A 20792-nucleotide genomic window follows, 5' to 3' on the forward strand; every position below is an offset into this window, starting at 1 on the left:
CGGCTCCCTGCCTTCACAGCTCATAAGCGGTCGGGGGTGTGAGATCTTCTCGCCGAACGTTCACGTCCGCGTTCGCGCCCGCGCCCGCGCCCAAGTCCGTCCCCACGCGGCTCGTGATCGCCTCCGCCTGGGCGGAGATGGTGATGAGATCGAACAGCTCCCCCATGCGCAGCACCCCGGGCCACCGCTGGTTCAGCCGGGCGTGCAGATCGATGATCTTCAGGGAACTGCCGCCGACCGCGAAGAAGTTGTCGTCGGGCCCGGTCTCGGACTGTCTGAGGACGGCCGCCCAGATGGCACCGACCGTGCGCCGGTGGCCGGTCCACCGCTCCCAGGGGGAGTCGGCGCTCGTACGGCCGTCGTCCCGCCCCGCCACCGGGTCCCGCTCGTCTCCGCCCACCGGCGCGGAGTCGCGCAGCAGGGCCGCGCGGTCGGCCTTGCCGCTGCTGTTCAGCGGCATCCGCGCGACCGGCACGAACATCGTGGGAACGGCCTGTTCCACCAGATGTTCGAGGCAGTGCCGGCGCAGTGTCATGCCGCCGGGCGGTGTGATCCCGGGCCCGGCGGGCGTGACGAAGGCCATCAGCCGCAGCTCGTCGTCCTCGGCCGGTTCGGGGACCACCACGGCCTGGCCGATGGCCGGGTGGCGCTCCAGGACGCTCTCGATCTCGCCCAGTTCGATACGGGTGCCACGGATCTTCACCTGGAGATCCGTCCTGCCGTGGTAGTGCAGCGCTCCCCGTTCGTCGACGACGGCGAGATCACCGGTGCGGTACAGGCGCGCGCCCGGCCGTCCGAACGGGTCCGCGACGAACCGCTCGGCCGTTTTGCCGGGCTGTCCCGCGTAGCCGAGTGCCACGAACGCGCCGCCGATGTACAGCTCGCCCTCCACCCCGGCCGGTACCTCGCGCAGCCGGTCGTCCAGTACCCAGGCCTCGGCGCCCGGCCAGGGCCGGCCGATGGGGATCCGTGGCCGAGAGGCGTCCGGGTCGGGCTCGACGGTGCAGGAGATGATCGTTTCGGTGGGGCCGTACTCGTTCGCGAGTCGCACTCCGGGCAGCCGCTCCTGGTGGGTACGCACCAGCTCCGGTGTACAGACCTCGCCCGCGACCACCACCAGCCGCAGGGAATCGGGGAGCAGCCGGCTCTCGTCCAGCAGCGCGCGGTAGTAGGAGGGAACGACGATCAGATGGGTCGCCCGGTGTCGGCCGGCCAACCTGGCCAGTTCCTGAACCTGTCTCAGCTGCCGCAGATCGGGGAGCAGCAGGGTGTGGCCGTTGCGGAACGACCAGAACATGCCGCCGAGCATGCCGTCGAACGACAGCCGCATCGCCATCAGGAACGTGGAGGGTTCGGTGCCGTAGACCCCGGCGCGAGGGTTGATGGACGCCGCGAGCTGGGCGCGGCTGACCATGACCCCCTTGGGGAGCCCGGTCGATCCCGAGGTGTAGACGAGATAGGCGGGGGCGTCCTCGGCGACCGGCGGATACCCCTCGTCGGTGTCCGCGGCCCGCGCGCCCGTCTCGATGAGGTCGGGGATCCGGAGTCCGGCGGCGTCGATCCGCTCCGGCGGGTTCGCCAGGCCCGTCATCGCCGGGTCTTCTCCCGCGCTGAGCACCACCGCGCAGTCGGTGTCCCGGAACAGCGCCCGTACGCGCGAGACCGGCAGGTCCGGTTCGAGCGCGGCCCAGGCGGCGCCGGTCCGCAGGGCGGCGAGTACCCCGATCACAGCGAGCGCGCTCTGCTCGACGCGGATGCAGATGACCCGGCCCGGCCGTACGCCGCGCCGGCGCAGGAGTTGGGCGAGCCCGGCCGAGGCGTGGTCGAGTTCGCGGTAGGTGAGGGCCGTTTCCCCGATGATGAGGGCGGTCGTCTCCGGTGAGCGGGCGGCCTGTCGCCTGAAGGCGTCCAGGACGGAGGCCTGGTCCGCCGCGGTCGCGCTCCGCTCCCGCGTCCCGATCGCGCTCCGCTCACGGGTCCCGGACGCGCCTTGGGCCCGCGTCCCGGCGGCTCCGTCGCGGTCACGCGCGTAGCTGTACACCACGGTCGTCTCCCCCTCTCACTCCGCGCCGGTGATCACACGGGTGTGGCCCTGGTGCTCCGGGGCCGGGCGGTCCTGATCGACCGCGAGCACCATCCGGCCGTCCTCGGTGGCGACCGGCCGATACCCCGCGAATCGGAGAGTGACCAGCATGTTCCGGTTGACGTCGGTGGGTACGAAGTGCGCGACGGGCCGAAGGCCCTCGGCCAGTGCCTCCCGGACCAGATGGTTGAGGAGGACACCGCCCACCCCCCGTGACGCGACCCGGCAGGACATCAGCATCAGCCGCAGGACCGAGTCCGAGGGCGTGAGTTCGGTGACGGCGAGGCCGATGATCCCGTAGTCGCCGAACCGGTCACTGAGCCGGGCCACCCGCACCTGATGGTCCGGTGAGGCGCTGAGCGCCCGCAGTTCGTCCGCGTCGTAGGTCAGGCCGGTGCTGTTGAGCTGATGGGTCCTGACGGTCAGTTCACTGGCCCGCGCGAGATCGTCCTCGGTGGCCGGGCGCAGCCGCATCACCAGATCGAGTGAGGTGAGGAAGGCCTGCCGGTCCTCGCCGAACTCCTCTTCCGCCTCCCGGCGCCGCCACTCGGTGCGATAGAGCGCGCGCCGCCGGGACGCCTCCTCGGTGATCTGCTCCGGCTGGAATTCGGCGTGGTCCGGGAGGCGGCCGACCTCGTCGGCCGGGTAGCACCGGACCATGGGCAGTGCCGCCGCCACCTCGGCCCGTTCCGCGGGGTCGTTGTCGACGAACGCGAGAGTGTCCAGACCGATGTTGAGGGTTTCGGCGATACGGCGCAGCGCGGCGGACTTGGCGCCCCAGCCGACCTGGACCGCGCAGAACCAGTCGTCCAGGCCTCGGTCCGTCAGATGACGGGTGACGGCGCTGTGTTCGCTGCGGCTCGCGGCGGCGTGCAGGATACCGCGCTTGTCCAGGGCGCTGAGGGTTTCCAGGGCCTCGGGGAAGGGCTCGGGATCGTCGTTCTCCAGGACGACCCCGTCCCACAGAGTGTCATCCAGGTCCCACACCAGGCACTTGACGACAGGGGCGGTCAACGGGGCGTGCGTACGGGAGCCTTGGTCGGGTGTCATGCCGACTCCCCGGGGCTTCGTGTGCCGGAGGCGGGCGGAGGGCCGAACCGGCGCAGAAGGCGATCGGCTATGTGGAGTTCGGACACGTGCTGCGCTCCTTCGATGATCTCCATGACCTTGGCGTCCCGGAAGTGGCGTCCCGGTCTGCTGTCGGGTTCACAGCCGGCCGAGCCGAGGATCTGTACGGTGTCGCGGCTGACCGAGGCGGCGGCAGCGGCGGCCGCGTACTTGGCGACGATGGTCTCCGTGACGCCCCGGCCGGGTCCCGGCGCCCGGAACTCCGCCGCCCGGCGGGCCAGTTCACGCGCACCGGCGGTGTCCACCGCGCTGCGGGCCAGCAGGGAGCGGACCAGTTGGTGGTCGGCGAGCGGCACCCCGCCCTGGGAGCGGGTGGCGGCGTGGGTGGCGGCGTCGGCGAGACACGCCTCGGCCATGCCCACGCAGCCCCAGGCGACGGTGAAGCGTCCGTGGTCGAGCGCGGTGGCCGCGACATGGGACAGCCCGAGCCCCGGCGGGGCGACGAGATGGTCCCTGGGAACCCGCACGGCGTCGAAGGTGACATGGGCGATCCGCGCGGCGCGCATGCCCAGCTGGCCGGTCACCGGCTCGCGGCTCACGCCTGTACGGTCCGCCTCGACGAGGACGGTGGCAGGCTTGCCCCGGCTCTTGCCCAGCACCAGGAAGACATCGGCGACCGCCCCGAAGGTGATCCATTTCTTGCGGCCGCTCACCTCGATGTCCCCGCCGTCGCCTGGGTCGTCGACACGGGTCTCGACGGCCCCGAGCGCGCTGCCCGCCGCCTGCTCGGTGGCCGCGAAGCCGGCGGTCAGCTCTCCGCTCGCCAGTCTCGGGAGCCAGTCGGCGCGCTGCTCGCGGGTGCCCCAGCGCGCCAGCGCCGCCGCGACCATCCCCTGCACGGTCAGCAGCCCGCGCATCGCGCTGCACGCGCCGCCCAGATGCGCGGCGGCCTCGCCGAGCGCCGCGGGGCCGAGGCCCGCTCCGCCGTATCGCCGGGGCAGATCGGCGCCGAGCAGACCCGCGGCGGCCATGTCCTTGCGTACCGAGTCGGGCAGTCCGCCGGTCCGGTCCCAGTCGGCCGCCGGACCGCGTGCTCCGGCGGCGAGTTCGGCCGCCGCGCGTATCAAGGACCGTTCCGCGGCGGCCGGTTGGCCGTCGCCCGGCCGGCCGGCGAGCGCCGGGGGGTCGTGCATCAGGGTGTGGTGCGTCGGGGTGTCGTCCGGCGGCCCGGCTCCGGGCGGCGTGGCGTCAGGCACCCTGGTCATGGGTTTCCGTCAGCCGGTCGGCCCCGGTCTTGCGGAGCACGAATTCCGTGATGCGGTTGGCCGTGCGGAAGCTGTCCAGGTCGAGGTCCTCCACCTCCACGGTGAACGAGAAGCGCTCCTCGACGAAGGTCACCAGTTCCAGCGCGAAGAGCGAGTTCGCGAGGCCCATGGCGAAGTAGTCGTCGTCCGGGCCGATCGGCCGGCGGAGGGCCGCGGTCAGGAACTCCGTGACCTCTCCGGTGATGCCGGTGCTGCCGGTGCTGCCGTTCACGCCACACCCTCCTGTGGTCCTATCTCGACCAGCAGCAGACTCCAGGCGGCTACCGGACTGGCATTGATCAGTACGACGCGGTCCCCCGTGGCGAGTTCCTTGCGCTCCAGGGCCGTGTAGAGGTTCAGGAAGACATCGTTCGAGCCGAGGTGTCCGTAGCGCCGGAGGTTCTCCCGGCAGACGGGCAGGATGTCGATGCCGAGGGATTCCTCGGTGAAGGTGAAGCTGCCCGTGGACAGGTTGTGGCTGAGGTAGCCGCGGATGTCCGCCTGGGTCAGACCGTTGCGTTCCAGGACCTCGCGCAGCATCGTCGAGAGCGCGCCACGTGTCTCCATGGCGAGCCGGAAGGAGTAGGTGGCCGGGTCGCCGCACTCCTCATGCCACTGCGCGGTGGGCCGGTCCCGGTACTTCACCCGGAAGAGGTCCCAGTACTGGCCGTTGGTCCGCTGTGCGATGTCGAGGATCCGGACGGGACCGCGGCGGGAGAGCAACAGCGCTTGCCCGCCGTCGCCGTTGACCGTCACGGGGTGGCGGTAGCGCACCGCCGCGGCCGGCTTGCTGCCGTGTACGACCAGGACGTTGTCCATGGAGGGGTCCCCGGCCAGCAGCCCACGGGCGGTGAGCAGCGCGGCGCTGATCGAGACACAGCCGAGCCCGCCCACCGTGAGGGTGGTCGCCGTGTCGGCGCCGAGCAGATGCTGCAGCCGGGTCGCCTCGGAGCTGAGCAGGGTCTCCGGTGCCCGCGACTCGACCAGGACGAGGGCTCCCAACTCCCGGGCGCCCACACCGGATCGGTCGAGCACACGACGCGCGGCGCGCTCGCAGAGGTCCACCGCGCTCACCCGGTCGTCCGCATGTACGGTGTCGATCCCCAGACTCCCGCGGGTGTGGAGCTCGGTCTCGTCCCATGCCGCCAGTCCGGTGACCGGAACGACCGGCTCCGGCAGATACCAGGCTGCCTCACGTACGGCGAGCGGTGCCGTGTCACCGCGTTCCGCTGGATCGGTCACGCGCTCTCCCTCTCGGTCCTGGGCGGCGGGGAAGCCTGGGCTTCTGAGCATCGGCGCTGTTCGGCAGGGGAGTTGGGAGAGCGGCTGGGACAGCCCACGGGCCGTGTTCGTCGAGCCGATCACCACACCGTGCGGACGGATGTAAGCATCGACCCAACCCGGGGTCATATGACGCAGATCACAGTGAAATGAGGAACGAGAGCATCCATTTCCTGACATACATCACGCCCGGCCATGACATCCGTCATCCGGAGCCAGGGCAGCCCCTCTCTCGCACACACCCGCGAGAGGCGGCGATTTCCGGCACGCGCACCCACCCGGGACCAAGACTGTGACCCAAATCACTTACGGATGATTTGGCGTGGGCCGAATGCTCACCCTTGCTTCGTGCGCGCCGAGTCGCCCTCCGCGCCCGTGCCGCGTCGCTCACGCACCGGGACCGGGGGCGCGGGCAGACCGACGGCCACGACGCGGACCGCGTGATCCATCAGCTCGACGAGCGACCGCGCGCCGCCGAGCCGGTGCCAGCGACGCAGACAGGCGCGCAGTGCGCCGTCGGCGACGCAATAGAGGAGCGCGGGGTACGGGTCGTCCGCGCCGAGGCCGGTACGGAGGGCGATCGCCTCCACCACGCGCCGCTCGTCCCCCGCCTCCATGGCGATCATCCGGGAGACGAGCGAGGGGTGTTCCGCCAGTACGGACAGCCGGGCCAGCCACTCGTCCCGGTCCGCGTCGACGCGCTCCATCTCCGGCCGCCACGCACGGGCGACGGCGTCCAGCGGAGTGAGTCCTTCCGGGGCCGCGACGACGGCCTCCGCCACCAGGGCGGAGCGCTCGGCCCGGTCCGCGTAGGGCAGGACGAGCGCGTCCTCCTTCGTCGCGAAGTAGTTGAAGAAAGTACGCGAGGAAACGCCGACGGCGCCGCTGATGTCCTCCACCGTCACCCTGTCCAGGCCGCGTTCCACGACCAGACGCAGCGCCGCGGACGCCAGCAGACGGTGGGTCTCGCGCCGCCTGCGTTCGCGCAGCCCCTCGGGCCCGCCCGTCCGCCGCCTCGGTTTCGGTGTCACGCGATCGACTGTAGGCAGAACATTTCATGAGCTGCAAGGTATGCAGACACTGAAAGCTCTCCGGACGGGACTCGGCACCGCGCGCCCGAAAGGAGCGCCCCGCACCGGTGAAAGAAAAACTCCGCGGGCTATGGACCGGAAGGATCCTGTCCGTTTACCTTCTAGACATGCCTGGACAGGTACACAAGCACCATCGCATCGCCCGCGTTCTCGCCGACGAGATCCGCTCCGGCGTCCATACCGACGGCAGCAGGCTGCCCGGGGAGCACGCGCTCACCCAGCGGTTCGGCGTCAGCCGCACCACCCTGCGGCAGGCGCTCCAGGTCCTCGGCGAGGAAGGGCTGATCTCCACCCACGCGGGGATCGGGTCCTTCGTCACCTTCGACGGGACGCCGCTGGACAACCGGCTCGGCTGGACCCGGGCGCTGGCCGAGCAGGGCACCGAGCTGACGACCCGGACCCTCCGCTTCGAGGAGGTGACCGATCCGGAACTGGCCGCCGAACTGGGGCTCGCGTCGAGTGCGTTCATCGCGCTGGACCGGGTCAGACGGCTCCCCGACGGACAGGGCGTATCGCTCGAACACAGCAGGGTGCCCGCCACCGGGGACCTTGTGGGGCTGCCGGAGCGCGGCCTCGACGGCGGCTCCCTCAACCGGGCGCTGATCGCCGCGGGCCGTATCACCGACTCCGGCGAGGGCCTGGTGTCGGTCATCGGGCTCGACGCGGCGGAGGCCGCCGTACTGCACCGTTCCCCGGGCGAGTCCTTCCTGCGGCTCGCCCAGGTCTACCGGGCCGCCGACGGCTCGGTCATCGAGCAGGTCACGAGCCTGCTCGACCCCGCCAGATTCGAACTGCGTGTGCGCTCGGGCCGAGGAGGCCGACTGTGACCGACCGACTCGACCGTGCCCTCGGCGCGTACTACGGACTCGCCCTCGGCGACGCCCTCGGCATGCCCACCCAGGTGATGTCCCGTGAGGAGGTCGTACGGGTCTACGGCACCCTCACCGGCTTCGAGCCCGCCCTCCCCGACAACCCGGTCAGCGCCGGCATGCCGGCCGGCTCCGTCACCGACGACACCGACCAGGCCGTCATCGTCGGCCGGCTGATCGACGAGGGCCGCGGCAGCATCGATCCGCTGCGCCTCGCCCATGAGCTGCTGGACTGGGAGAAGGAGATGAAGGCCAAGGGCTCCTTCGATCTCCTCGGCCCGTCCACCAAGGCCGCTCTGGACGCGGTGGCCCGTGGCGTACCGACGCACGAGGCGGGGAGGCACGGCACGACCAACGGCGCCGCGATGCGCGTCACTCCGGTCGGGATCGCCTTCGCCGTCGAGCCGCTCGACTCCTTCCTCGACCATGTCGTGGAGTCCTGCCAGGTCACCCATGACACGACCGTCGGGATCGCGGGCGCGGCGGCCGTCGCCGCCGCCGTCAGCACGGGTGTCGACGGAGGCACACTGGGGGAGGCCGTCGCCGCCGCGGTGGCCGCCGCCCGGGCCGGCGCGCGGCGTGGGCACTGGGTCGCCGGGGCCGATATCGCGTCCCGGATCGAGTGGGCGTGGGAGCTGGTACGTGGCCTCCCGGAGGCCGAGGCGCTGGACCGGATCTGCGCGCTCATCGGCACCAGCGTGGCCAGCCAGGAGTCGGTGCCCGCCGCCTTCGCGGTGCTCGCCGTGGCCGACGGCGAACCCTGGCGTGCCGCCCTGCTCGCCGCCAACCTCGGTGGCGACAGCGACACCATCGGCGCCATCGCGGGGGCGATCGCCGGATCGGTCGCCGGGCTCTCGGCGCTGCCCTCCGAGGCCGTCCGGACCCTCCGTACCGTCAACTCCCTCGCCCTGGAACCCCTGACCGCCCGGCTGCTCGCCCTGCGCTGAGCCGCCCCGAGACACCCGTGCGCCGCGCGGACACCGGGCCCCCGGACACCTTGACCCCCGGGTCTCCTTCGGCCCGGAACCCGCTCCTCCGCCGTCATCGCTCGCCTTGAAGCACCGGCTTCGACGAGCCGCTTCCATCACCCGCCCCTTCGCACCTTGCTAGGAGGTTCCGTCATGGCCGTTTCGAAGACGAACGATCGCGTCGGTGCCATGGAGACCCGAGGGATCGAACCGGTCCCCGACAACGAGCGGCACGGCCAGGCAGGACAGATGTTCTGGACCTGGTTCGCCGCCAATATCAGCATCCTCGGGCTCCCGCTCGGCGCGACTCTCGTCGCCTTCCGCGGCCTGAACATCTGGCAGGCGGTGCTCGTCGCCGTCGTCGGCTCCTTCGGCTCCTTCGCCCTGGTGGGGGCCCTGAGCCTGGCGGGCAAGAAGGGCGGCGCCCCGGCGCTCACCCTCTCCCGCGCGGTCTTCGGGCAGCGGGGCAACGCGGGTCCGACCCTGATCACCTGGCTGAGCCGGGTCGGCTGGGAGACGATCACCACGACCACCGCGGCGTACGCGCTGCTCGCGCTGCTCGGCATCGCGTTCGGTGTCGGCCGCGACACCGTGCTCACGCTCGTCTGTCTGCTGGTCTTCATCGGCTGCACACTGCTCATCAGCGGTCTCGGCCACGCCACCATCATGTGGATCAACAAGTGGGCGACAGTCGTCTTCGGCGTCCTGAATCTGATCGTGATGGGCTTCCTGGTCGCGACCGTCGACTGGAGCAAGGTCCTCGACGCCCCGGCGGGCCCGACCAGCGGTGTCATCGCGGGCATCGGTTTCATCGCCGCGGGTACCGGTATCGGCTGGGCCAACGCGGGCGCGGACTACGCCCGTTATCTGCCCCGCGAGATCCCGGGCAGCCGGCTGATCGTGGCCTCGGCGTTCGGCGCGGGCATCCCGCTCGTGCTGCTGATCTCGCTCGGCTCGCTGCTCTCCGCGGGAGATCCGACGCTCGCCACCGCCTCCGACCCGGTCGCCGCCATCAACGCGATGCTGCCCTCCTGGATGGCGATCCCCTATCTGATCGCGGCCTTCGGCGGACTGCTGATGTCGAACCATCTGTCCACCTACTCGGCCGGGCTGACGATGATCACACTCGGGCTGCGGGTGCCGCGCCCCGTGGCCGTCGCCCTCGATGTGGTGCTGATGTTCGCCGGTGGCATCTATTTCATGCTGATCGCCGACGACTTCTACGGCCCCTTCTCCACCTTCCTGACGCTCCTGGCCGTCCCCATCTCGGCCTGGATCGGGGTGATCGCGGTGGACTCGCTGCGCGGCCGTACGTACGACCCGGAGGCGCTGATGGACACCACCCGCACCAGCCGGTACTGGTACGCGGGCGGCTTCCATCTTCCGGCCGTTCTCGGCTGGGCCGTCGCCATCGTGGCCGGTTTGCTCTTCACCAAGGCGTCGACGAGCGAGACCGACATCTGGTTCGCCGGCCCGCTCGCCGACACCTGGTTCGGTGTGAACGGGCTGGGCTGGGCGATCTCCATGGCCGTGGGCGCCGGGGTGTACGCGCTGTTCGGCCGTCGTACGGGCGCCACGGCCGGTACCGGGGACGAGCCCGTCTCCGACGCCCTCCAGGAGGCCGGACGGTGAGCGGCCGTCTCGTCCTCGCCGGGAATGTCATCGCCGATCTGGTGATCGAGGTTCCCGCGCTGCCCGAACGGGGCGGCGATGTCATCGGCACACGTACGGAACTGACCGCCGGCGGCGGTTTCAACACCCTGGTCGCGGCCCGCCGCCTCGGTACGGAAGCGGTCTTCGCCGGGCTGCACGGCACGGGGCCGTACGGCGACCTCGTACGCGAGGCGCTCGCCGCCGAACACATCGGAGTCCTGCTCCCGGCCCGTACGGACGGCGACACCGGCTTCACCGTGGCCCTGGTCGACGCCGGCGGCGAACGTACCTTCGTCACCAGCTTCGGGGTCGACGCGGAGCTGACACAGGCCGACATCGACGCGGTCAGCGCGCGGCTGCGGCCCGGCGATGTGGTGCAGCTCTCCGGCTATGGGCTGGTGATGCCGGTCAACGGGCCGCTGTTGGCACGCTTCACCGCGGGGCTGCCGACGGACATCACGGTCTGTTTCGACCCGGCGCCGCTGGTGGCCGACATCCCCGAGGCGGTCCTCGCCCCGGTCCTGGCCCGTACGGACTGGCTCAGCGGCAACGCCCGCGAGGCCCGGCTGATGACCGGCCACGACGATCCGCGCGCGGCGGCGGAGGCACTGCGGGCGCTACTGGCTCCGGGTGCGGGGGTACTCGTACGGGCGGACAAGGACGGCTGCTGGCTCGCGGCGCCCGATGAGGCGCCGCGGCATGTGCCGGGTTTCCCGGTCGAGGCGGTCGACAGCAATGGGGCGGGGGACGCGCATGTCGGCGCGTTCCTGGCCCTGCTCGGCCAGGGCCACGAACCGCTGACGGCCGCGCGCGGAGCCAACGCGGCGGCGGCGTACGCGGTGGGGCGCCGCGGCCCGGCCACCGCGCCGGACCGCACGCAGCTGGCGGCGTTCCTGGGCGGGGATCCCCTGGCGGAGCGGCTGTTCGGCGCGACGGGCCGCTGACGGCCGGGGCCTTACGCCGGGGCCTTACGCCGGCGCCGCCGCCGCGGCGCACGCCGGGTGGCCCCAGCCGTCCGGGTTCTTGGCGATGGGTTCACCCGCGGCATACGCGCGCCCACAGCGGCAGCGCCCCGGGAACTTGGCGTTGAGCGTCCTCTTCGAACTCCCCGAGGCGCGCTGCCGCGACGGGGCCGTCTTCGCCGCGCCGCCCGCACGTACGGTGTCGGGCGCGGCCGGCGGCTCCGGGGAGTCGTACGCGCTGCCCGCGGCCTCCTGGGCGATCGCCGCCTGGCTGGCGGCCCGGTCGGCGAAGTCATTGAACCGGTCGCCGTTGACCTGGTGCGCGGGCACATACCGGAACTCCACCGAGCGCCCCGTGAGCAGCGTGTCGATGCTGACGACCAGTTCCTGATTGGCGACCGGCTTGCCCGCGGATGTCTTCCAGCCCTTGCGCTTCCATCCGGGCAGCCAGGTGGTGACCGCCTTCATGGCGTACTGGGAGTCCATCCGGATCTCCAGCGGAACGCTGGGGTCGACAGCCGTCAACAGGCGCTCCAGCGCGGTGAGTTCCGCGACGTTGTTGGTGGCCGTGCCCAGCGGGCCCGCCTCCCACCGTACGGAGGTCCCGTCACCCTCGGCGATGACCCAGGCCCAGCCGGCGGGCCCGGGATTTCCTTTCGACGCCCCGTCACACGCGGCGATAACGCGTTCAGCCATGCCACCGATCATGCCAGTGCCCCGTGGCCCGCCGAGCACCGCACCCTCCTCTCCCCCGCCGACCGAGCCGCTTGCCCCTCCGGGGCGTGCTTCGGCCGCGCTGCGGTCGGACTCCGGTCAGCGGTCAGACTCCGGTCAGCCGCAGGACGACCTTGCCCATGGCATGTCCTCCCTGGCTGATCTCGTGGGCCTTCGCCGCGTCGGCGAGCGTGAACTCCGCGGCGATACGGACGCCGAACTTTCCCTCGCCGGCGAGGCGCGCCGCCTTGGCCAGGGCGTCGAACGCCGATGCCTTGGTGGTCATCCGTACGCCGTGCTCTGCGGCGGAGAGGTCGGCGACGGTCACCACCCTGTCGGGGGAACCGGTGATCGCGACGAGATCCGGCAGGGACCCTTTGCCGACGGTGTCGAGCGCGGCGTCGACCCCGTTCGGGGCGAGGGCGGCCACGCGCTCGGGCAGTCCCGGTCCGTAGGTGGTGGGCTCGGCGCCGAGAGAGCGCAGATACGCGTGGTTCGACTCACCGGCCGTGCCGATCACGGCGACCCCGTCGGCGAGCGCGAACTGCGCGGCGGCGCTGCCCACCCCGCCCGCGGCGCCGTCGATCAGCAGCGTCTGCCCGGGGGACGGATCAAGGATCTTCAGGGCACGTGCCGCGGTCTCCGAGGCGAACGCGAGCCCGGCCGCCTGGGACCAGTCGAGCGAGTCGGGCTTCGGAACGAAGTGATCCAGGACGGCGAACTGCGCGGAGGTCGCGGTGCCGAGCCCGAACACCTCGTCCCCCACGGCGACCGCGTCGACGCCCTCGCCGACCTCGTCGACGACACCGGCCGCCTCCACACCGGGGATCGCGGGCAGCTTCCGCGGCATCAGATCCTTGAGCCCGCCGGACCGCACCTTCCAGTCGACGGGGTTCACCCCGGCGGCGTACACCGCGATACGGATCTGTCCGGGACCGGCGTGCGGTTCGGGCATGGTGGCCACCCCGAGAACCGACGGATCGCCGTACTCCGCGTACTCCACTGCCAGCATGTCCCTGCGTCCTCTCGGTCCGGTCCCGCCCTCCCACATCTCCCACTCTGTGGCACACCTCTGGACGGCACATCTCGCGTGGCGGCCGTTCGGCGAGGGGCCCGTCCGTATGTACAGCCCGTACGGACGTCCCGTACGTACGTCCCGTACGGACGGCCCGTACGGGCAGCGCTCAGGAACGGCGCGCGTTGGCGCTGTCCAGAGCCGCGGTGAGCCTGCCGAGCGACTGGTGCAGCGCGGTGAGTTCACCCTCGTCGAAGCCGGTCGAGGCGAGGACCGTCTCGGGCAGCACCCGGGCGCGCCGCTTGAGCGCGGCACCCGAGGTCGTCAGCCGGACAGTGACCGAGCGCTCGTCGCTGCGGCTGCGCTCGCGCACCACGAGTCCGGCCGCTTCCAGTCGCTTGAGCAGGGGCGAGAGGGTCCCGGAGTCGAGCCGGAGCGCGAGACCCAGCTCCTTGACGGTCAGCGAGTCGTGCTCCCAGAGGGCGAGCATCGCCAGGTACTGCGGATAGGTCAGGCCCAGCTCGCCCAGAAGCGGCCGGTAGAGCGCGTCGAACGCGCGGGAGGCCGCGTGCAGCGCGAAGCACACCTGCCGGTCCAGGCGCAGCAGTTCCTCCGCGCGGGCTGCCCCGCGTACCGACGGGGTGAGGTGCCCCGCCGCCGCCCCGTCCTCCAGGGCCGTGTCCGCTGTGCGTTCCATAAAGCCATCGTACTCTTTAGTTGTGCACAATTGAATTGCGCTACACTCTTCTCGTGGAGGTCGGCCGGCGCCCCCGTCGTCGGCCGCACTCCGAGCCATGCCGCGCCACTTATGAGGAGATCCGATGACCACGACGCACTACACCGCCATCGCCACCGCGAACGGCCGCGACGGCCGGGCCGTCAGCTCCGACGGACTCCTGGACGTCCAGCTGGCGCCGCCGCGTGAGATGGGCGGCAGCGGCAAGGGCACCAACCCCGAGCAGCTCTTCGCCGCCGGCTACGCCGCCTGCTTCGCCAGCGCCCTGGGCGCGGTGGGCCGTGCCGGCGGTCATGACACCAAGGACGTGTCCGTGACGGCCGAGGTCGGCATCGGCGGCGATGTCGCCTCGGGCTTCGGGCTCTCCGTCGTCCTGCGGGTCGAGCTGCCCGAGCACCTCGAAGGCCCGCTGGGTCAGGGACTCGTCGACCAGGCCCACCAGGTCTGCCCGTACTCCAACGCCACCCGCGGCAACATCCCGGTCGAGCTGGTCATCGAGTAGCGACCCGGCCGGAGGCGCGACCGTACGGTCATGGGTTCCGGCGCTCCAGCCACGCGCGGGTCTGCGCCGCGGTCAGAGCGATCAGGTCCCCCTGGGCCACATTGAAGTCCATGGCGTGCAGACCGGTCAGTCCGGCGGGCGCGGAGGCGGGGAAGTACGAGAGATCCCCGCCGACCTGGAGCCAGTCGGCGCTGACCGCGCCGTCGGTGGCATGGACACACTCGCCCATGAGGGCGCCGGGGTGGTGCGCGAAGCCCGTGGCCAGGTTCGGGAGTCGGTAGCCGTTCAGGGGCACGGCCAGCGGTCCGTTCGGCAGGAGTGCGCTGCCACCGATCAGCCGCCGGGTGGGCAGATACAGGTCGAGCGGTACGCGGGCGTCCCCGGCCTCGCCGCGCAGCAGCGCCGCCGGGTTGACGCAGACCACGCGGTGGCCGGGGCTCGCCGTTCTGCCGATCACGGCGGGCAGGGCGCCCTTGGGCAGGGAGTAGGTGGCGTACGAGACGACGCAGCCGGTGGGCATCGGGGCGCCGGCGGGGCGCCGACAGGCGGGGATGTGCTGGAACGTCGACGCGGGATCGGCTCCACCGCCCGCGTCCCGGCCCTCCGGCACCTCGATGTTCCCGCCGATCAGCGCGGCGGCGACAAGCTGCCGACGTACCTCGGGGTGTTCGTCCACGCGTTCCCGCATCAGTACGGCGGCGACGGCGGTCCCCTGGGAGTGGGCCAGGATGACGACCCCGCGCCGCTCACCGGTCTCCGGGTCACGGTTGTCATGGGTCCAGTAGTCGTCCCAGGCGTCCCGGATGTCCATGGTCGCCGTGGTCAGGTCGGCGCCCGAGCCGATGACGATCCCGGCGACCAGAGCGGGCAGCGGTACCTGGCGGTAGATCGGAACGAACATCCGGCACAGCCCGGCGAAGCGGGCGCTCTGCATGAGCGTCACGGCTTGGTGGACGTCCTGCGGCACCGGGGGCAGGCCCCCGATCCTGAGTGGTGGGTTGGGCAGCAGGTCCACCGTCGGGTAGGCGTAGAAGCAGTCGACGGGCGGCTTCTCGGTGATGGTGAACGGCTCGCGCTTCCCGCTTCCGTCGGCGGCGAACCGGGTGGCGTCCAGCAGCCGGGTCCCACCGCTCGGGTAACGGGTGACCAGCTCGGGGCCACCCGACTGGGGCATGCCCTCGGCGTCCTGCCCGCAAGGGTTGTCCACCAGCCCCGGCCGGCACAGCCAGACGGTACGGTCCAGCGGACGCGCGACCGGGTCGGCGGCTGCCCCGGTGGCCGGGCCCGCTTGCGCGCTCGTGGCCGACAGCACCATCGCGAGAACAGCGGCCACCGGAATCAGAAGTCTTCGCACAGCGTCCATACGGGACACGGGTGTTCCCTCCCATCCGCGGGCGCGCGGTCGCTGTCCCGGGGGACCCGTCCGGCCCGTCCCCCTCACCTTGATCCAAAGGGAGAGACTTCACACCTCAGACGCCGAGGATGGCGACAACCGGCCAACGTCAGGCGTCAGGCGTCAGGCGTCAGGCGTCAGGCGTCAGGAGTGAGGGGGAAGGCGTCAGGCCAGGACCTCCGCGAGTCGGCGCCACTCGGCGCGCGGCAGGGCGCCCGGCGCCCCGGAAGTGCCCTCACCCGTGACGATCTGAAGCGCGACATGGTCGGCACCGGCCGCGCGGAAGGCGTCGATACGGCTCCGGATCCGGGCCTCGTCGCCCCAGGCGTAGACGGCGTCGATGAGCCGGTCGCTGCCGCCGCCGGCGAAGTCGTCCTCGGTGAACCCCAGCCGCAGGAAGCTGTTGGTGTAGTTGGGCAGGGCGAGATACCGGGCGAGATAGCCGCGGGCGGTGGCGCGGGCGCTGAGGGGATCGGCGTCCAGGACGACCTTCAGCTCAGGTGCGAGCAGGGGGTCGGGGCCGAGGAGTTCACGGGCCCGCTCGGTGTGTTCGAGGGTGACGAGGTACGGGTGCGCGCCGCCCGCGCGGTCGCGGGAGAGTTCGAGCATCTTCGGCCCGAGGGCGGCCAGCACGATCCGCCCGGCCGGCATCCCCGCCGCGTCCAGCGCGTCGAGATAGCCGACCATCGAGGAGTAGGGGCGCCGGTACTGCTCGGCGAGCTGGGCGTGGCTGGCGCCGAGCCCGAGCAGGAAACGCCCCGGATGCCGGGATTCCAGCGTCAGGAAGCGGGCGGCCGCGTCGGCGGCCTCGTACTGCCAGATGCTGAGGATCCCGGTGGCGACGGTGAGCCGGGAGGTGGCCTCGATCAGAGGCACCGCGTGCTCGACTCCGCTGTTGCCGCCCAGCCAGACGGCGCCGAAGCCGAGCTCCTCCAGTTCGGCGGCGGCCTCGGGAATCTCCCCGCGCAGGGCGGCGTCCTCGGAGCGGAGCTCCACGCTCCAGATCCCGTAACGGCCCACGGATTCCCGCAGATTCACCATCGTGTTGTCTCCCGCTCGGACTCGAATCCAGTGATGACCGTGCCACCCCGTGACCCTGCCAACCCGGGTCCCACGCGGCCTATTCCTGGGACTCCTCAGACCGGGAAACAGCGCCCTTGCCATCATCACCGGCCGGGAAGGCCCCCGCCTCGTCCACGCCGCCGAACAGCTGAACGGGTCCGGGACGCGGGTCGCGCGGGCGCAAGGCGCGGGGGCCGCTCAGACACCCCTGGCGGAACGTGCCGTCGCGGCCAGCGCCTCATGTGCGGCGGCCAGCGCGGCGGCGCGGTCGGACGGTACGAGACCGACGCGGGTGCGGCGGTCCAGGAGGTCGGACACGTCGAGAGCGCCCTCGTGCCGTACCGCCCACACGAGTTCGGCCCGCGTGATGTCCACGCCGTCGGCCACGGGCGCGCGGAGGTCCGGGTTCCGCTCCCCCAGCGCGTGGATCGCGCTCGCCTCCGTTCCGTAGCGTTCGATCAGTCCGCGGGGGGCGGAAAGAGTCGCCAGAGTCGCCCGTGAAGCGGCGCCGACCAGGGGAAGGCGTGCGGTGCCACGACCCGGTGGGGCGTGGAGGTGACGGGCGGCCAGCGCGGTGTCGACGGCGTCCTGGGCCATCCGGCGGTAGGTGGTGAGCTTGCCGCCGATGACAGTCACCACGCCTTCCCGGGAGGTCACCACGGCATGCCGACGTGAGAGGTCGGCGGTCCGGGGGCCGCCCGCATCCGCGCCATGGGAGGTGTCCAGCAGAGGCCGCAGCCCCGCGAACGCGCCCACCACGTCACGGCGGCGAACCGGCGTGTCCAGCACGGTCCCCAGGATGTCGAGCAGGAAGCCGATGTCGGACTCCGGCGCCTCGGGCACATCGGGCACGGGCCCATCGACCGGCTCGTCGGTCAAACCCACGTACACCCTGCCGTCGTCCTGGGGGACGACCAGCACGAAGCGGCTCGTCTCGCCGGGGATGGGGATGTGCAGGCCGGTGTGGAGACCGGCCAGGCTCTCGGCGCGGAGCACCAGATGAGTGCCGCGGGACGGGCGGAGCCGGATGTCCTCGACGAGCCCGCCGGCCCAGACACCGGTGGCGTTGATGACCATCCGGGCCCGGATCCGGGTTTCCTGCCCGGTCAGCTCGTCGCGTATCAGGGCTCCGGTGCCGGTGACGGACAGCGCGCGCGTCCGGGTCAGTATCCTGGCGCCATAACCGGCGGCGGTGCGCGCTATCGCGGTCACAAGCCGTGCGTCGTCGACGAGTCGACCGTCCCAGGAGCACAGTCCGCCGCGCAGCCCGTGCCCGCGCAGGCCGGGCGCCGCCCGCAGCGTCTCCACGGCGGACAGCCGCCGTGGTCCCGGCAGCGTGCGCCGAGCCGTGCCGGCCACGGCGCGCAGGAGGTCACCCGCGCGCAGCCCGGCCTCCGCGAGAGCGGCGCTCCGACGCGAGGTGAGCGCGGTCAGCGGCATGACGAAGGGCTGGGCGCGTACGAGATGGGGAGCGGTGCGTTCCATCAGCACCCCACGTTCCACCGCGCTCTCGTGGGCGACGCCCACCTGACCCGACGCCAGATAGCGCAGTCCGCCGTGGACGAGCTTGGAGCTCCACCGGGAAGTGCCGAAGGCCAGATCGTGCGCGTCGATCGCCGCCACCGAAAGACCGCGTGAGGCGGCGTCCAGCGCCGTACCCGCGCCGGTGACCCCCAGACCCACCACCAGGACGTCGACCCGCTTCCCCTCGGCCAGTTCGGCCAGTTCCCCGGACCGGCGGGCCGCGTTGAGAGAGAAGTCGGGGGAGAACTTGAGGGAGAAGTCGGGGCGGGCGGCGGGGCTCATGGGGTCAGGGTCCTTTCGAGAAGGTGCCTGAGTTCGTCATGGAAGGCGGCCTCGGTGAGCTCGGGGTCGGTGTCGTCGGTCATGGTCCGCGTCGAGAACACGAACGACTGGAGCACCAGCAGCAGGCAACGCGCCTGCCGTACCGGATGGTCCGCGCGGATGGAGCCGTCCGCGTGCCCCCGCCGCAGTGCCTCCTCGATGAACTCCAGCACCCTGTCCTGGCTCGCGCCGCGCCGGTCGAAGAGGTAGGGGAGCAGCAGTTCGGGGTCGACGTCGAGGATCTTGCGCAGCAACGGGTGGCCGCGCAGCGCCCGGAGTCCGGCGACGAGGGTGTCGACCAGATGGGGCCGTACCTGCCGGGATCCGTCGTCCGGCGGAACCGCTCCCAGGGTGACCGCCACCCATTCACGTGTCATGACATCGCCGACGAGTGCGCGTACATCGGGCCAGCGCCGGTAGAGCGTCATCCGCGACACCCCTGCCCTGCGGGCGACATCGGTCAGGGTCGTTCGTCGCACACCGACCGCGAGGACGCAGTCCCGCGCCGCGTCGAGAACAAGATTGTCGTCGCGCGGGGTGTTTCGTTTAGGCGTCACATGTCACAGTGTAACGACGCCCAACGGCCGTGAGAACAGGCTGACAAGCCGGACAAGCGAGGAATCGGATGGATCCGACGCACATGCTGTGGAGCGGATGGGGCGACCCGGGCAGAGCGGCGCCGCTGCCCGGCCGGATCACCGACGTACTGGGCGAACTGCTCGGCGTACGGCCCGGCGACGGGCGGCGGGTGGAACTGGCGGACATCGAGCCGCGCGCCCACCGGCTGACCGCCGACGCCGAGGAAGCGCTCACCCGGATCGTGGGAGAGGGACATGTCCTCACCGACGCCGAGAGCCGGGTACGGCACACACGCGGCAAGTCCACCACCGACCTGCTGCGGATCCGTGCCGGCGCGGTCGGCGACGCACCCGACGCGGTGGTCGTGCCCGCCGACCACGACGAAGTGCTCGCCGTCCTGCGGGCCTGCTCGGAGCGTCGGGTCGCGGTCGTCCCCTTCGGAGGCGGCACCAGCGTGGTCGGTGGCCTCGCACCCGGCACGCCCGACTGTTTCATCGCTCTCGACCTGCGCGGAATGAACCGGCTGACCGCCCTGGACACGGTCTCCCGTACCGCGGTCCTGCAACCCGGGCTGCGCGGGCCCGAGGCCGAGGCGCTGCTCGCCGAACAGGGCTTCACCCTCGGCCACTTCCCCCAGTCCTACGAGTGGGCGACGATCGGCGGTTTCGCCGCCGCGCGTTCCAGCGGCCAGGCGTCGGCGGGCTACGGCCGCTTCGACGACATGGTGACGGCCCTGCGGGTGGCCACGCCCGAGGGGACCTGGGACATCGGGCGCGCTCCGCGCTCCGCCGCCGGGCCGGACCTGCGGCAGCTCGTGCTGGGCTCCGAGGGCGCGTTCGGCGTGATCACATCGGTGACGGTACGTGTGCGCCCCGCTCCCGAGACCCGCGCCTACGAGGGCTGGCGTTTCGGCTCGTTCGCGGCGGGCCGGGACGCGCTGCGGGCGCTCGCCCAGAACGGGCTGATGCCCACCGTACTGCGACTGTCCGACGAGACCGAGACCGCCGTCGGCCTGGCGGACCCGGCCTCCATCGGCGCCGCCTCCGGCGCGGGCACGGGGTGCCTGGCGGTCGTCGGCCACGAGGGCGGCGCGGCGGAGGTGTCGGAACACCGGACGCGTACCCATGCCGCACTGCGCGACCGGGGCGGGGAGTTCCTGGGCGAGGCACCCGGAAGGAAGTGGGCCGAGGGCCGCTTCTCCGCACCGTATCTGCGTGACGCCCTGCTGGACATCGGGGCGTTCGCCGAGACATTGGAGACCGCCGCGTTCTGGTCCGACGTTCCCGCCCTCTACGAGAACGTGCGGACCGCGCTCACCACCACCTTGACCGGCGCGGGCACTCCCCCCGTGGTCATGTGCCATGTCTCGCACGTGTACCCGACGGGCGCGTCGCTGTACTTCACCGTGCTCTGCGCACAGGGCGAGGATCCGGCGGCCGACTGGGCGCTCGCCAAACGGGCGGCGGGCGAAGCGATCCTCGCGTCGGGCGGCACCATCAGCCATCACCATGGTGTGGGCACCGATCACCGTGACGGGTACGCCCAGGAGATCGGCCCGCTGGGCGTCGAGGTCCTTCACGCGGTGAAGGACCGGCTCGATCCGTCCGGCATCCTCAATCCCGGCATCCTTCTGCCGCCCGTGCGGCCCCGGCCCACCGGAGCGTAGC

General features: G+C 71.9%; 19 protein-coding genes. 6 read left to right on the forward strand and 13 right to left on the reverse strand.

The window, feature by feature from the left end; genetic code table 11:
* Positions 1-13 precede the first annotated feature (13 nt).
* The 6 genes from M1203_RS33385 to M1203_RS33410 all read right to left on the reverse strand — a co-directional run bounded on the left by M1203_RS33385 (position 14) and on the right by M1203_RS33410 (position 6767).
* On the reverse strand, positions 14-2044 hold the full coding sequence (locus tag M1203_RS33385) for a non-ribosomal peptide synthetase (RefSeq protein WP_249953594.1): 2031 nt from the start codon (positions 2042-2044) through the stop codon (positions 14-16).
* 15 nt (positions 2045-2059) lie between these two features.
* The gene (locus M1203_RS33390; RefSeq protein ID WP_249953595.1) at positions 2060-3133 is read right to left on the reverse strand and encodes an HAD family hydrolase; all 1074 of its coding nucleotides are present in this window, start codon (positions 3131-3133) and stop codon (positions 2060-2062) included.
* Positions 3130-4416: an acyl-CoA dehydrogenase family protein gene (locus tag M1203_RS33395; RefSeq protein WP_249953596.1), complete on the reverse strand. Its 1287-nt coding sequence runs from the start codon at positions 4414-4416 to the stop codon at positions 3130-3132. Before M1203_RS33395 ends, M1203_RS33390 begins: the two co-directional genes overlap by 4 nt.
* Positions 4400-4687, reverse strand: coding sequence for a phosphopantetheine-binding protein (locus M1203_RS33400; protein WP_249953597.1), 288 nt, complete (start codon positions 4685-4687; stop codon positions 4400-4402). Before M1203_RS33400 ends, M1203_RS33395 begins: the two co-directional genes overlap by 17 nt.
* A complete protein-coding gene (locus M1203_RS33405; protein WP_249953598.1) occupies positions 4684-5697 on the reverse strand; it encodes a ketoacyl-ACP synthase III family protein in 1014 nt (337 codons plus the stop codon). The genes M1203_RS33400 and M1203_RS33405 overlap by 4 nt, the downstream gene beginning before the upstream one ends.
* 374 nt (positions 5698-6071) lie before the next feature.
* The gene (locus M1203_RS33410; RefSeq protein ID WP_249953599.1) at positions 6072-6767 is read right to left on the reverse strand and encodes a TetR family transcriptional regulator; all 696 of its coding nucleotides are present in this window, start codon (positions 6765-6767) and stop codon (positions 6072-6074) included.
* Positions 6768-6934: 167 nt separating this feature from the next.
* Here M1203_RS33410 and M1203_RS33415 point away from each other — a divergent pair, with 167 nt between their 5' ends.
* The 4 genes from M1203_RS33415 (at position 6935) to M1203_RS33430 (ending at position 11261) form a co-directional block, all read left to right on the forward strand.
* Positions 6935-7654, forward strand: coding sequence for a GntR family transcriptional regulator (locus tag M1203_RS33415; protein WP_249953600.1), 720 nt, complete (start codon positions 6935-6937; stop codon positions 7652-7654).
* Positions 7651-8643: an ADP-ribosylglycohydrolase family protein gene (locus M1203_RS33420; RefSeq protein ID WP_249953601.1), complete on the forward strand. Its 993-nt coding sequence runs from the start codon at positions 7651-7653 to the stop codon at positions 8641-8643. Before M1203_RS33415 ends, M1203_RS33420 begins: the two co-directional genes overlap by 4 nt.
* A 174-nt stretch (positions 8644-8817) precedes the next feature.
* Complete coding sequence (locus M1203_RS33425) at positions 8818-10296, forward strand: cytosine permease (RefSeq protein WP_249953602.1); 1479 nt, start codon at positions 8818-8820, stop codon at positions 10294-10296.
* The gene (locus M1203_RS33430) at positions 10293-11261 is read left to right on the forward strand and encodes a PfkB family carbohydrate kinase (RefSeq protein ID WP_249953603.1); all 969 of its coding nucleotides are present in this window, start codon (positions 10293-10295) and stop codon (positions 11259-11261) included. Before M1203_RS33425 ends, M1203_RS33430 begins: the two co-directional genes overlap by 4 nt.
* A 24-nt stretch (positions 11262-11285) precedes the next feature.
* Here the strand turns inward: M1203_RS33430 and M1203_RS33435 are convergent, their stop codons facing one another.
* From M1203_RS33435 to M1203_RS33445, 3 genes are all read right to left on the reverse strand, one after another.
* Positions 11286-11987, reverse strand: coding sequence for a ribonuclease H (locus M1203_RS33435; protein WP_249953604.1), 702 nt, complete (start codon positions 11985-11987; stop codon positions 11286-11288).
* A gap of 112 nt (positions 11988-12099) precedes the next feature.
* Positions 12100-13005 (reverse strand): NADP-dependent oxidoreductase, encoded by a 906-nt coding sequence (locus tag M1203_RS33440; protein ID WP_249953605.1) that lies wholly within the window; start codon positions 13003-13005, stop codon positions 12100-12102.
* A 172-nt stretch (positions 13006-13177) separates the two neighbouring features.
* A complete protein-coding gene (locus M1203_RS33445) occupies positions 13178-13705 on the reverse strand; it encodes a MarR family winged helix-turn-helix transcriptional regulator (protein WP_249953606.1) in 528 nt (175 codons plus the stop codon).
* A gap of 124 nt (positions 13706-13829) precedes the next feature.
* Between M1203_RS33445 and M1203_RS33450 the strand changes: the two genes are divergently transcribed.
* Entirely contained in the window at positions 13830-14246 is a 417-nt protein-coding gene (locus M1203_RS33450) for an organic hydroperoxide resistance protein (protein ID WP_249953607.1), read from the forward strand.
* A gap of 28 nt (positions 14247-14274) precedes the next feature.
* On the opposite strand, the gene M1203_RS33455 is transcribed toward M1203_RS33450, so the two are convergent.
* The 4 genes from M1203_RS33455 to M1203_RS33470 all read right to left on the reverse strand — a co-directional run bounded on the left by M1203_RS33455 (position 14275) and on the right by M1203_RS33470 (position 19103).
* Positions 14275-15609 (reverse strand): DUF3089 domain-containing protein, encoded by a 1335-nt coding sequence (locus M1203_RS33455; protein WP_249953608.1) that lies wholly within the window; start codon positions 15607-15609, stop codon positions 14275-14277.
* Positions 15610-15804: 195 nt separating this feature from the next.
* Positions 15805-16680: an LLM class F420-dependent oxidoreductase gene (locus M1203_RS33460; protein WP_249953609.1), complete on the reverse strand. Its 876-nt coding sequence runs from the start codon at positions 16678-16680 to the stop codon at positions 15805-15807.
* 219 nt (positions 16681-16899) lie between these two features.
* Positions 16900-18507 (reverse strand): glycerol-3-phosphate dehydrogenase/oxidase, encoded by a 1608-nt coding sequence (locus M1203_RS33465; RefSeq protein WP_249953610.1) that lies wholly within the window; start codon positions 18505-18507, stop codon positions 16900-16902.
* On the reverse strand, positions 18504-19103 hold the full coding sequence (locus M1203_RS33470; RefSeq protein ID WP_249953611.1) for a TetR/AcrR family transcriptional regulator: 600 nt from the start codon (positions 19101-19103) through the stop codon (positions 18504-18506). The genes M1203_RS33465 and M1203_RS33470 overlap by 4 nt, the downstream gene beginning before the upstream one ends.
* A gap of 68 nt (positions 19104-19171) precedes the next feature.
* On the opposite strand from M1203_RS33470, the gene M1203_RS33475 reads away from it, so the two are divergent.
* Positions 19172-20791, forward strand: a complete 1620-nt coding sequence (locus tag M1203_RS33475; RefSeq protein ID WP_249953612.1) for an FAD-binding oxidoreductase — start codon at positions 19172-19174, stop codon at positions 20789-20791.
* The last annotated feature ends 1 nt before the right edge of the window (position 20792 follow it).

This window comes from Streptomyces sp. 35G-GA-8 (assembly GCF_023534745.1).
Classification (GTDB): Bacteria; Actinomycetota; Actinomycetes; order Streptomycetales; family Streptomycetaceae; genus Streptomyces.